This is a genomic window from Marinobacter sp. H13, assembly GCF_059072335.1.
On the sequence record NZ_JCACRU010000001.1, the window covers coordinates 4,321,889 to 4,334,771 of the forward strand.

Below are 12,883 nucleotides of genomic sequence, written 5' to 3' on the forward strand. Positions count from 1 at the left end.
TATGCGGCTGAAGTCCATCAAACTGTCCGGCTTCAAATCGTTCGTAGATCCCACCACGGTTCCGTTCCCCTCCAACATGACGGCCGTGGTCGGCCCCAATGGGTGCGGCAAGTCCAACATCATCGATGCGGTGCGTTGGGTCATGGGGGAGAGCTCCGCCAAGTACCTGCGCGGCGAATCCATGACAGACGTTATCTTCAACGGTTCCAGCGCAAGAAAGCCTGTGGGACAGGCCTCCATCGAACTGGTGTTTGATAACAGCGATGGGTCCGCGCCCGGTGAATTCGTGAAATTCAACGAAATCTCCGTTCGCCGCCGCGTTTCCCGGGAAGGGCAGTCCGAGTATTTCCTTAATGGCTCCAAGTGCCGGCGTCGCGACATTACAGACCTGTTCCTCGGCACCGGTCTCGGCCCGCGGAGCTATGCCATCATCGAACAGGGCATGATTTCCCGGCTGATTGAGGCCAAACCGGAAGAGCTTCGGATCTATATTGAAGAAGCGGCCGGCATTTCAAAATACAAGGAGCGGCGCCGGGAAACGGAGAACCGTATCCGCCGGACCCAGGAAAACCTGGAGCGTCTGACCGATTTGAGGGAAGAGCTGGGCCGCCAACTGCAACACCTGGAGCGTCAGGCAGCCGCAGCCGAGAAGTACAAGGCCTACAAGCAGGAAGAGCGCCAGAAAAAAGCCGAACTGACGGTGCTGCGCTGGCAATCCCTCGACAATGACTTGCAAGCCTGGCGAGGCAAGATCCGGGATACCGAGCTCGAGCTTGAGAAATACCTCACCGAGCGGGTCAGCCTGGAGACCTCCCTGGAATCCCTGCGCGACAATCACCAGGAACGGACCGAGCATTTCAACCGGGCACAGGCACGCTATTACGAAGCCGGGGCCGATATCGCCCGTATTGAGCAGAGCCTCGAACACCAGCGTGAACGCAGCCGGCAAATGGCGGCTGAGCTGGACCAGGCCATGGCGAACCAGAGAGAACTGGCCCGCGAGCTGGAGCAGGATGAGGACAAGCTTGCGGGAATCCAGGAAGAACTCGACATGATGGAGCCGGAGCAGGAAGCGCTGGCAATTCGCTCCGAGGAGTCTGGTGAGAAGTTGCAGCAGGCCGAAGACGCAATGAGTGACTGGCAGCACCAGTGGGAAGACTTCAGTGCCCGTTCATCGGACGCGCGGCGCCAGGCAGAGCTGGCCCAGTCCAGAATCCGCTCGCTTGAGGATGCCATTGAGCAACTGCTGGCCCGCCAACGCAAGCTTCAGGACGAACAGGAGTTGCTGGAAGGTCAGATGGACCGCGCCGAGCTCGAAGACCTGCTGGAACAGCAGGAAACCCTGGAGCTGAAGCGCGAAGAGGCGGCCGAACGGATTGCTTCAGTTCAGGACGAGCTCTACGAAGCCCGGCAGCAACAGCGTGATGCCGAGCAGGCGCTCTCTGAAGAACGCCAACGGGTGCAGAGCCTTCGTGCGTCCCTGGAGTCCCAGCAATCCCTTCTGGATGAGCAGATGGGGGCCGGGGATGATGTTCTGCAATCCTGGCTGTCACAGAACGCCCTCAGCGATATGCCCCGGGTGGCCAGCCAGCTTCAGATTACCGATGGCTGGGAGTTTGCTGTCGAACAGGTTATTGGGCGTTTTACCCAGGGTCTCTGCCTTCCCGATATTGATCAGCTCTCATCCGCCATGAAAGAAGCGCCAAAGGGGTTGGCGCTGGTGGAGGCAGAAGCCACAGACGGCAGTGAGCGTTCCGGGTTGGCGGCCAAGGTTTCCGGAGTGCCGGGAATTGCCTCGTTGCTTCGCGGCATCGATACCGTCGAAACCGTCTCTGACGCCATGGGTATGCGATCGGGGCTTCGGGACGGTCAAAGCCTGATGACACCCGAGGGCGTCTGGATATCCCGGGAGTGGGTCCTGATGCCGGACTCTGATGCCGGCCAGGTCGGTGTGATTGAGCGGCAGAAGAAGGTGACCGAACTGACCGCGCAGCTGGCCGAGGCGGAGGAGGCGCTGGAAGCGGCTACCGAACGGTTGGAAGAGCTTCAGGAGCGGGCAGAGCGTTCGGAAGCAGCCCGGGATGAGGCGCAGACCCGTCTGAGCCAGGCAGATCGTGAACTGAGCACACTGGCGTCCAGGGTCAGCGGCCTGCGAGCACGTGCCGAGCAGATTGATGCCCGCCTGCAGCGAATCCGGGACGATATCCAGGACGTGTCCGAAAACCTCGAGGGCCAGAAAGAGAGTCTTCAGGATGCCCGGGAAGACTGGCAACTGGCGCTGGCTTCCACCGAAGACAGCGATGAAGAGAAAGAGCGGTTGCTGGAGCAGCGCGATACCTTGCGCGAAAACCTGGACCGGCTTCGCCAGGAGGCCCGGCACGATCGTGATCACGCGCATCAGCTGCAGCTCCAGCTGCAGACCCTGCACAGTCAACGTGACGGCCTCAGGCAGACGATTGATCGGATGCAGTTGCAGAAGGAGCGTATCGACGAGCGCCTGGAGATTCTGAGGGAGTCCCGGGAAAGCGCCGAAGAACCCATCGAAGACCTGCAGATGCAGCTCGAAGGGCTGCTGGACCGCCGATTGGCGGAAGAGGAAAAGCTGGGCGCTGCTCGCGACGCGCTGGAAGAGATTGATCGGGAAGTGCGCGAAAAGGAACAGGGCAGAAGCGGAACCGATCATAGCATTCAGGAAGTCCGGTCCCGACTCGAAAAACTGAAAATGGAGTCCCAGGCCCTGGAAATCCGTTCCGGGAACCATGTCGATCAGCTCAAGGAGCTAGACGTAAAACTTCAGGATATCCTCGCCCAGTTGCCCGAGGGTGCGAACGAAAAAGACTGGGCAGACGAACTGGAGCGAATCGGCAACCGAATTCAGCGCCTGGGCGCGATTAACCTGGCGGCCATCGAGGAATATCAGGTTCAGAGTGAGCGCAAGACCTACCTGGATTCCCAGCATGAAGACCTGATGGAAGCCCTGGAAACACTGGACAACGCCATACGGAAAATAGATCGGGAAACCCGGCAGCGTTTCAAGGAAACCTTTGACCAGGTGAACGGTGGTCTGCAGGCTCTGTTTCCCAAAGTGTTCGGAGGCGGGAACGCCTACCTCGAGCTTACCGGTGAGGATCTTCTGGAAACCGGCGTTGCAATCATGGCGCGGCCGCCGGGCAAGAAGAACAGCACCATTCACCTGCTGTCGGGCGGCGAGAAGGCCCTTACGGCGATCGCACTGGTGTTTTCGATTTTCCAGCTGAACCCGGCACCCTTCTGTATGCTGGACGAGGTGGATGCGCCGCTGGATGACGCCAACGTGGGCCGCTATGCAAACATGGTCAAGGAGATGTCCAAGCAGGTTCAGTTCATCTACATTACCCACAACAAGATTGCCATGGAGATGGCGGATCAGTTGATGGGGGTAACCATGCATGAACCGGGTTGCTCGCGCCTGGTGTCGGTGGACGTGGACGAGGCTGCGGCGCTGGCGGAGGCTTGAGACTGGTCAGAAATCGGTCAACCATGACAAAAACGCCATCTGGCCCGGGTGTGCGTTGTATTCATTACGGGCTTTTCTCAGAGTAGCAACGTTACGGGATCTGCAAACAGGACAGCAGCACTATGTCACTTAGGGAATGGTTAATTGCCATCGGTACCCTGGTTATTATCGGCATTGTCATTGATGGCGTGCGCCGCATGCGGCGTGCCCGGAAGGAATCCATGGCAATCTCATCGGGCATGGGCGCCGATGAGCTCGAGGATTCGCCACTCGATGACGAGTACAACCCGGAGTTGCCCAACGGCGGCGCACGAACCATCTCCCGCGACACACTCGAAGAGCGTGGCTATGTAAAGCGTGAAAAGCCCAGCCGATTTGGTTCTCCGAAACCCAAACCGACCCGCCCGGTGACAGCTGCTGCCAAGGAAGAACATCGGGAGCCGCCAGAACCGGATCTGCATCCGGAGCCGGAAAGCGAACCGGCTGCCGGGTATCACGATGAACCTGTTGAGTCGGATCCCGATTTCGGGTTGTCCAGTCATGAGCCTGAAGAAACCGAGCTGGAATCAGGTTGGGGGGCCATCGAAGATGAGGTGGAAGCAGTCCCGCCTACGGTGACAACCGAAGTAGAGGAAGATACGGCACGGCGTGAACCTTCCCGAGCGGTCAGTGGTCAGCCGCTGGCAGGTGCGAATCGCCCTGAAGCCCGGGAAGTGATTGTGATCAATGTCCTGGCCAAGAGCGGTGAAGACTTTAAGGGGGTGGCCCTGAAGAAGTTGTTCGAAGCCTGTGGTCTGGAGCATGGTGATATGGACATTTATCATCGGCACGAGGAGTCCGATACCACCAGCCCGGTCCAGTTCAGTGTTGCCAATGCCGTGGAACCCGGCACGTTCAAGCCGGGCGATATGCCGACCCTGGCCACGCCCGGTATCAGTTTCTTCATGAGTATGCCCGGGCCCACCAATGCGCTGCAGGCGTTTGACTTCATGCTTGAGACAGCCCAGGCCGTGGTTCGTAACCTTGGCGGCGAGCTTAAGGATGAGCGCCGGAGCGTGATGACCCCTCAGACAATCGAGCACTGCCGCCAGAGGATTCGGGAGTTCGAGCGCAAGCAACGTTCCCAGCGAGTCTGAAACCAGGCGGTAAAAGAAGGCCAGATGCCCGGTTTGTTCCGGGCATTTTTTTGAGAGACGAGAGTGCCAGTCCATGAGCAAAGCCACGCCCGACATCATTCAGCGTGTTGAAGAACTCCGTTCGGCGATTGATGACCATAACTACCGCTATTACGTGCTGGATGACCCGCGTGTTCCCGATGCGGAATACGACCGGTTGTTCCGGGAATTGCAGGGCCTGGAAACCGATTATCCGGAGTTGGCTTCGGACACGTCGCCCACGCGGCGGGTTGGCAGCGCCGCGGAAACCAGCTTTGAGGAGGTAGTGCACAGGCTGCCCATGCTGTCGCTGGATAATGCGTTCAGCGAGGACGAACTTCGTGACTTTGACCGGCGGGTAAAAGATCGGCTCGGTATCACTGAGGACGTGGAGTATGTCTGTGAACCGAAGCTGGACGGGCTGGCGGTGAGCCTGCACTACGAGAATGGCGCCCTGACGACCGCCGCCACCCGGGGGGATGGCTATTCCGGGGAGGACATAACCGCCAATATCCGAACCATTCCCTCGGTGCCGCTGAAGCTCCGTGGCGACGACGTGCCCGATCTGGTGGAGGTCCGCGGCGAAGTCTACATGCCGAAGGACGGTTTCGAGCAGCTTAATCGCCGCCTGGCGGAGCGTGGCGAGAAGACCTTCGTTAATCCCCGTAATGCGGCGGCCGGCAGCCTCCGGCAGAAAAAATCGACAGTAACCGCCAGACGCCCTCTCGAAATGTGCGCCTACAGCGTTGCGGTAACCGACGAAAGCCTCTTGCCGGATACCCAGTGGGAGGGGCTCAAGAGAGTCCAGAGCTGGGGTTTCCGTATTAATCCCGAGATGCGCAAGGCCAAGGGCGCGGAGGAATGCCTTGAAGCCTACAGCGAGCTGATGGACAAACGGGACGGACTCCCCTACGAAATCGACGGTATCGTCTTCAAGGTGAACCGGCTTGACCAGCAAAAGGCCCTGGGTTTTGTATCCCGGGCCCCTCGTTGGGCGATTGCCCAGAAGTTTCCGGCTCAGGAGGAACTCACGGTTATCGAGGACGTGGAATTCCAGGTCGGTCGTACTGGCGCGGTTACCCCGGTTGCGAGGTTAAAACCCGTGTTCGTGGGCGGTGTAACGGTGAGCAACGCCACCCTCCATAACATGGACGAAATTCGCCGACTGGATGTTCATATCGGCGATACCGTGTTCATTCGCCGCGCCGGAGATGTGATTCCGCAGGTAGTCAAAGTGGTGGCCGAAAAACGCCCCTCAGGCGCCCGGGAAGTAGAATTGCCCCGACAGTGCCCGGTGTGCGACTCGGATGTTATCCAGATCGAAGGTGAAGCCGTTGCCCGCTGCTCTGGGGGCCTGTTCTGCCCCGCGCAGCGAAAGGAAGCCATTCGCCACTATGCCTCCCGCAAAGCCCTCGATATTGAGGGCCTTGGAGACAAGTGGATAGATATCATGGTGGATCAGGGCATGGTGGAAACCGTTGCCGATCTGTATCGCCTGACCACCGACGACCTGGTGAAACTTGAGCGAATGGGAGAAAAGTCGGCGGCCAATCTGGTGGCTGCCATTGATCGGGCCAGAAACCCCGTGCTCTGGCGGTTCCTTTATGCCCTTGGCATCCGGGAGGTGGGGGAGGCCACCGCTAAAGCCCTGGCGGGCCACTTCGGAACTCTGGAGGCCATTGCTGCAGCGGATGAAGAGAGCCTTCAAACGGTTCCGGATGTCGGGCCGATCGTTGCGGGTCATATCTGTAGCTTTTTCGAGCAGACCCACAATCGCGAAACCCTGGATGCCCTGCGTGAAGCCGGTGTGAGGTGGCAGGAAGAGGAAGTCCGGGAGGGAGAGAAGCCTCTGAAAGGCCAGACCTGGGTGCTGACCGGTACGCTTTCCGGAATGACACGGGACGAAGCCAAAGAGAAGCTGGAATCCCTTGGAGCCAAGGTGGCCGGAAGCGTTTCTAAAAAGACGGCCTGCGTGGTGGCTGGCGAGGCCGCCGGTTCCAAACTGGCCAAGGCTGAACAGTTAGAGGTACCTGTTCTTGATGAAGCCGGGCTGGTGGCGTTGCTGGAAGAGCACGGCCTGGGCGCGGGCTAACCGAATCTGAGAACTCGCGCAGATCCCCTGCGTATCAAATTGGCTACCATGGCGTTGTTCTGTAACGGTGTGTAAACCGCCCGGTGTTCATGTTTCATCCGGGTGGTCGCTGCCATAACAACAACGATTGAAACGGATTTTTTCATGGGCGCCGATTTTCTCTCCCGCATTCATCCTGTTCGCCAACTTGCCGTTCTGGCCCTGCTTTCACTGGGGCTTGCTGCGTGCAAGACGGAAAAGGATCCCGACCAGCCCACAATCCTTGGCGTACCGCCGGTGTTCGCCTATCTCGGTGTTGAATACTCCTACAACTTCGGGGCCTACGGTGGCGAAGATATCCTTGATTATTCCCTGACCAATGCGCCGTCCTGGCTGGCGCTAGAGGACACCAGTAACAAGGCCCGCCAGGGCATCATTATGCGCGGTGTCCCCGGTCTCTCCGGCGGTAGTCGAGGAGAGGCGGACCTGGGCAAGACCGAAGGCATCAATCTGGTAACAACCGACGGCCGCATGGCTGGCGCCCAGCCGTTCGATATTGATGTGAAATATAATGTCATGTCTCTGGATGCAGAGCCGTTTACGGAAGGTGAAAGCCCGGAAATCCCTGCCAGTAACCGTGAACAATGTACCTTGCCTGATCTTGAAACCGAAGGTGAGCACAGCGTTACCATCAATCTCTACAACGATGACGGCTCCGTATCCGGTACCAGGGAGCTGACACTTCCGACGCGCCGCGTCTTCGTCAAGGTTACCCTGGATCAACCGTCGGTAACCCGGGTAGCGGTAGCTTTTGAGCTTTTGTCTGACTATGACGCATCCAGTTGCGACGTCGGATTCTCGCCTCCACACCAGAACTGCGATCACAGTGCCTCCAATGCGGGAGATGCCATCCTCGGCACGGACATTGTCGGGTTGGGCAGCAACAGTTCATTGCCTCCCGATGAGACGGGGGAAAGCGAGCTGGACTATATCGACTATGAGCTTGACGAACAGGGTTTCTATACGCGCGGTGTGATCACACTTGAGCCGGGTATTACCGAGTGTTATCTGCCATTGGAGGTGGTCGAGGACAGCTTTGCCGAGCCCGTCGAGTCCCTTCGCCTGGCACTGACAGAAGTGCGATCCGGTCTGGCCGGTCTTGGCAGCGGTAACGGTGGTGTCGTTACCAATTTGTCCATTCAGGACAACGAGCCGGTTCTGTCGCTGGAAACTGTAAACGGTGGCGGCAGGGATACGCTGAACGTGGGTGCTGTGCGCGAATACGTCGCGAGACTCTCTGGAGACAGAGACCGGGATATTTTTGCGAAGCTGAGCCACACCGAAGACTCCACCGCACGTCTCGAATCCGAGTTCGTTATCGAGCGACTGGAAGACGGAAACTGGGTTGAGAATGACGAACTGATTTTTCCAGAAGGGACCGATGAAGTGCCTTTCCGGATTCGGGTACCGGAGGCTGGCTATGCCAACCCGGCCTTCAGTGACCGGTTTATCCTGCTGGGCCTCAACGAGAACTTCCAGGCCGGTCGAGAGGATTATGCCCGGGCGGAGGCTGAAAACCTGATCCGGGTCAGCCTCAACGAGCTGACGTCTCCGCTTGCTCTGAACCCTGGCGACGGCTTTGTGGCCACAGACATCTCGATGGGCCATGACGGCAGGCTGTTCGTTGCCGGCTACGACACCCAGGATAACGACCGGGTGCTGGTGCGGATTTTTGACCAACGAGGCACTCAGTTGCAGCAGGTTGACATATCCTCTGCGAGCGACAGCCTGAGCGCTCCGGATCCGGTCATAAACGTGGTGCAGCGGAAGGTGACCGAGGGTGGGACCAAGGTAGACCGGTTCGAATTTGTCGTGGCCTACAGCACCGATCAGTCGGTGGCGGGAACGTCCGGTCTGGGCCGCCTGGATTCAGTGACATCGCTTTACTGGTTTGATTCCGCCACCAACGGTGGCGAATACGTTCCCACCTGGACCATCCGGACCGGAACGGATGCTGATGATCAGGTTCGCTGGGCCGGAATCAACCGTGACACCGGCTATGTCATCCTGGCCGGGGAAACGGAAGGTGTGTTTGATCAGCAGCAGGGATCGGGCGGCAGGGACAGCTTCCTGCAGCGAATTGATACTGAACTGGACGGCAACACGCAGCAGCCTGCGGTTGCCTGGACCCGCCAGGCCGGCTCAGCAGCCGATGACCGTGTTGCCGGCGGCAGCACAGAATCTGTGAACCCCGGGTTGTTTGGTTCGGCCGCGGGATCTGTGGAAGGCGCTTCAGTCATCGGCGGCATTGATGCCTTCTTCTTTAACGCCTCCAGTGCCACCAGCGAACTTGATGTCAAACAGGTTGGCACCACTGGCGATGAACCGGTTTCCAACGGACTGTATACCGGTAGCACGCTCTGGCTGATTGGTGCCAGTGATGGATCCTATTCTGTGCTGGAGCAGGACGAGGAAGACCCCGTTCTGGAGAGGGAGGCGCTTTCCAGTGCTGCCGGGTTCCTGCTGGGATATTCAGCCGCCGGGAATGTCAGTCGGGCCTTCACCCTGAATGACGAAGACGATCAGTCCAGCGAGGCATTTCTTGGGTTGGCTGATTTCGATGGCGACATGGTTGTGGCGGGTACCACGAACGGCGACTTCGCCAGCGGCGGTGTGGTGTCCGGAATGGAGCAGGGCATCGCTGCCCGGGTATCGCTGGTTACAGAACCGGAGACGGAAGAGGAAGAGTCGGAATTCAGAAACAACTGGCGATACCAGCTTGCGGCCGATGACTCTGCCATAGTGGATCTCGAAAACTACCGCGATGACGAAATACCTGCATTAACCCGAGTCGGCAACAACTGGTATGTGCTTCTCTTCAGTCCAGAGGGAGAACTGTTGACGCCTCTGAATTAGGGAACGTGGGGGCTACACCGTTCCCTGATGGCGGCCTGAGCTGGCGTAGAGTCGCAGGTAGTCCGTGCTGGTAACAATTCCGGAGGCGGCGCCTTTCGCATCTACCACCAGGGCGGCATTGAGCTGGTGGGCCAGCATAAGTCTGGCAAGCTGGTGGGCATCGGTCTCGGGTGAGGCTGTCAGGAAGGCGGGCAACTCGATGTGAACCAGGCTCTGGCTCATGGCATCGGCTTCATTCTCGTGAAGCCAGCCCAGGAGCCAACGCAGGTCGACAAGGCCGGCAACGTTGTTGTCCGCCATGATCACAAGGTGGTGCACCTGGTGCTCGTCCATGACGGTTAAAGCCTCAGAAATCGTTGCAGACGCCGGAACGGAATACAGGGTTTGAGACGAGATGCTGGATACCGGCAGATACGGGCGGTCTTCACGGCGCTCGCCAGCGGCCGCCGCGCCGTATTCCTCCAGTGCTTTGTAGCGACCGGCATTGGCGGCCTGCTGGAACTCGGCGTCCGTTGCCTCACTTCGGCCAGGATTGATGCTCTGGGTTTCTGCCAGCTCTGTAACATCACCCACGGGCCTTGCCCGGAATGTTTCCGGTAGCCGGGTTCCGACCGGGCGGCCGGGTTCGCTGACAAAAATGGACATGGGTTCTCTCCGTGACTATGCCACCATTTCGATGGTTATCGGCAGTCTGACCGGAAACTTCAGCTGGAGTTTATTACGAAACCACCACATTCGTCTGATAGAGGCGTCGGGTTTCAAGGCGTTTGGCCAGGTTCGCGGGAAGGCAGGGAGGTTGTCCGGTGAGCAAGTCAGCCAGATATTCGGCCAGGAGCGGTGCGTAGGTCAGTCCTTTGCTGCCAAGGCCAGTAAGGAGGTAAAGGCTATCGAGATCGCCGCTCTCGCCGTCGAAAACGGGTCCGGCCACCGGCTGGTAGTCATGGGTGGTGCATCGGAAGGCAACCCGGCCACTGAGTTCCTCCCCGCGAAGCGCATCGCTTTCATCGGAAAACACCGCAGGCAGCATCGAGCCGAGTTCGTCGATGTTCTCGTTATGACTTTCCACGGTGGGCAATGGGTTGTTATCACGTAGATCGAAGGTTGCGCCGGTTACGGCAAACTCGCCCAGTGCAGGGTTCAAATACCGGTTACCACAGATAACGGCCGTTGGGCCTCTGAGAGCTGTCGCTGGCAGGTGGCTAACCTGGCCACGAATGGCTTTCAACCGGAAACGACCCTTTGTCGGGATAAGCTCCGGGCTGAGATGGCCCGAGCAGATGACCACCCGGTCAGCGGTGATCGATCTGTTGTTTTCCGTCGAAATGCTCCATGTGCCGTCCGAACGCCGAAGATTGTTGACCTCGCTATGGAACACCGTGGATATCAGCGGGTGGTTCGCCAGTTCCTTGCAAAGGTTTGCGGGTTCGAGCCAGCCACTGCCGGGGAACCAGAGCCCGCCCGATTCCGTTGGCACGCCTGTCAGGGCGCTGGCCTGTTCCCGGGTCACCGGGTAAAAGATACTCCGGGGGTAGTCGTTCCTTTGGAGAAACCTCCGCTGCCGGTCCGCTTCCTGGGAGTTGTGGGCCAGCTGTAGCAGGCCGGTCGGATGCCAGTGCTGGTCGCGCCAGTTGTGGTAGAAACGCTGCGCGAACGAGAGTGCTGTGAGCGCCAGCTCGGTCTGGTCGTTGAACTCTACGCCCAGCTTCACATACAGGGCGCCCTGGGCGTTGCCGGACGCCGCTGCACCCGGGCCATGGGCGTCGATCAGTGTTACCGGGTAGCCCCGGTCTGCCAGGTTTCTTGCCAGTGCGCAGCCGGCAACACCTGCGCCGATTATTGCGATCGATTCCTGTTGTTCCGTGGGAGCCGTTTTGATGGGTGCCGGGTTCTCCGCGACAAGAACGCCTTTCAGCATATCCCGTTTGCGACCGTATCCGGCGGTTTTTTCCATCCGGAATCCGGCCCCCATCAAGGCCCGACGAATCCGGCCAACGGAGGTAAAGGTCGCCAGAGTTGTACCCGGCCTGCTGTGTGCACGGATCTTGTTGATGATGTTTTCCAGCCACATATCCGGGTTGCGGGACGGAGCGAACCCGTCCAGAAACCAGGCGTCGGCTTGAAAATCCAGGGATTGCCAGGCGTCGTTAATGTCGCCGAAAAATAGCGTCAGTCGAACCTGCCCCCCGGCCAGGACCAGCCTGTGTACCCCACGCACCAGGGGTGGGTAATGCAGAAGCAGTTCGTCGGCCAGCGCAGCCAGTTCGGGCCACTGTGCCAGGGCCCGGGCCAGGTCCTCGTGGGTGAGGGGGAAACGTTCAACGGAAACGAAGTGCAGCGTCGCCGCATGGGCCGGAGCGTGTCGCTGCCAGGCTTGCCAGGCGGCGAGAAAGTTCAGGCCGGTTCCAAAGCCGTTTTCGGCAATAACGAAATTGCCGCCTTCGGGAATCTGTGCGAAACGTTCGGGCAACTGGTTGTGTTGCAGGAAAACGTAGCGTGTTTCCTCGAGACCATTGTCGCGGCTGAAATAGACATCGCCGAACCGGATGGACTCCGGGACGCCGTCGTGCCAAGCCAGTTCAGCGGGCTCTATTCCGGGCGGCAGGGGAGCACGGTCCACGGTGTCAGCCTTCGGGGTCGACCACGGTGACGGTTTCGATGATCACAGGTTCAACCGGCACATCGGCCATCCCCTGTTTCCGGGTGGTCTGTTTGCGGGCAATGGCATCGACAACGCCCATGCCCTCGGTCACCTTGCCAAAAACCGCATAACCCGGGCCGCGAACTCCGGCGTTCAGGAACCCGTTGTCGGAAAGGTTGATAAAGAACTGGGACGTGGCGGAATCAGGCGCACTGGTGCGAGCCATCGCAATGGTTCCACGAAGGTTCGGCAGTGTCTCTTTCGCTTCATTGCGGATAGGGGCCCGAGTGGACTTGCGGGAGAGATCCCGGGTGAAACCGCCGCCCTGGATCATGAACCCGGGTATAACCCGATGGAAGATGGTGCCGTCGAAAAAACCGTCTTCGGCGTACTGCAGGAAATTGTCGACCGTTTCGGGCGCAACATCCGGGCGAAGCTGAAGCTCGATAGCGCCTTCACTGGTCACCATGCGGACCTTCGGAAGAGGATCACTGGCCAGTTGCTCATTGGTTTGCGCCTGCACCGCGGCAGTCGGCATGAGCAGGGCGAGTGCCATAAGCAATACGGGTGTCACAGTTTTCAGGGGTTTTACCATGTTTGTCATTTGC

At 59.1% G+C, this 12,883-nt stretch carries 7 protein-coding genes; 4 read left to right on the forward strand and 3 right to left on the reverse strand.

Translation table 11 applies throughout. From position 1 onward, the window contains the following. Position 1 precedes the first annotated feature (1 nt). From smc to AC5JQH_RS20200, 4 genes are all read left to right on the forward strand, one after another. Complete coding sequence (gene smc / locus AC5JQH_RS20185; protein ID WP_288367412.1) at positions 2-3,496, forward strand: chromosome segregation protein SMC; 3,495 nt, start codon at positions 2-4, stop codon at positions 3,494-3,496. Between the two features lie 122 nt (positions 3,497-3,618). Then, on the forward strand, positions 3,619-4,632 hold the full coding sequence (gene zipA, locus AC5JQH_RS20190; protein ID WP_288367411.1) for a cell division protein ZipA: 1,014 nt from the start codon (positions 3,619-3,621) through the stop codon (positions 4,630-4,632). A 73-nt stretch (positions 4,633-4,705) separates the two neighbouring features. Further along, positions 4,706-6,742, forward strand: coding sequence for an NAD-dependent DNA ligase LigA (ligA, locus tag AC5JQH_RS20195; protein ID WP_288367410.1), 2,037 nt, complete (start codon positions 4,706-4,708; stop codon positions 6,740-6,742). 144 nt (positions 6,743-6,886) lie between these two features. After that, positions 6,887-9,637, forward strand: coding sequence for a hypothetical protein (locus tag AC5JQH_RS20200; RefSeq protein WP_482902043.1), 2,751 nt, complete (start codon positions 6,887-6,889; stop codon positions 9,635-9,637). A gap of 12 nt (positions 9,638-9,649) precedes the next feature. Here AC5JQH_RS20200 and AC5JQH_RS20205 read toward each other — a convergent pair whose 3' ends face one another. From AC5JQH_RS20205 to AC5JQH_RS20215, 3 genes are all read right to left on the reverse strand, one after another. Further along, on the reverse strand, positions 9,650-10,282 hold the full coding sequence (locus AC5JQH_RS20205) for a CBS domain-containing protein (RefSeq protein WP_008174418.1): 633 nt from the start codon (positions 10,280-10,282) through the stop codon (positions 9,650-9,652). A 73-nt stretch (positions 10,283-10,355) separates the two neighbouring features. Next, positions 10,356-12,254 (reverse strand): bifunctional tRNA (5-methylaminomethyl-2-thiouridine)(34)-methyltransferase MnmC2/FAD-dependent 5-carboxymethylaminomethyl-2-thiouridine(34) oxidoreductase MnmC1, encoded by a 1,899-nt coding sequence (gene mnmC, locus AC5JQH_RS20210; protein ID WP_008174420.1) that lies wholly within the window; start codon positions 12,252-12,254, stop codon positions 10,356-10,358. Positions 12,255-12,258: 4 nt separating this feature from the next. After that, positions 12,259-12,870, reverse strand: a complete 612-nt coding sequence (locus tag AC5JQH_RS20215) for a peptidylprolyl isomerase (protein WP_413540230.1) — start codon at positions 12,868-12,870, stop codon at positions 12,259-12,261. Positions 12,871-12,883 lie beyond the last annotated feature (13 nt).

What these genes read in the sequence shown, in the direction of transcription:
- smc (WP_288367412.1), top strand. Translation starts at nt 2, where the DNA reads ATGCGGCTGAAGTCCATCAAACTGTCCGGCTTCAAATCGTTCGTAGAT.
- zipA (WP_288367411.1), top strand. Translation starts at nt 3,619, where the DNA reads ATGTCACTTAGGGAATGGTTAATTGCCATCGGTACCCTGGTTATTATC.
- ligA (WP_288367410.1), top strand. Translation starts at nt 4,706, where the DNA reads ATGAGCAAAGCCACGCCCGACATCATTCAGCGTGTTGAAGAACTCCGT.
- AC5JQH_RS20200 (WP_482902043.1), top strand. Translation starts at nt 6,887, where the DNA reads ATGGGCGCCGATTTTCTCTCCCGCATTCATCCTGTTCGCCAACTTGCC.
- AC5JQH_RS20205 (WP_008174418.1), bottom strand. Translation starts at nt 10,282, where the DNA reads ATGTCCATTTTTGTCAGCGAACCCGGCCGCCCGGTCGGAACCCGGCTA.
- AC5JQH_RS20215 (WP_413540230.1), bottom strand. Translation starts at nt 12,870, where the DNA reads ATGGTAAAACCCCTGAAAACTGTGACACCCGTATTGCTTATGGCACTC.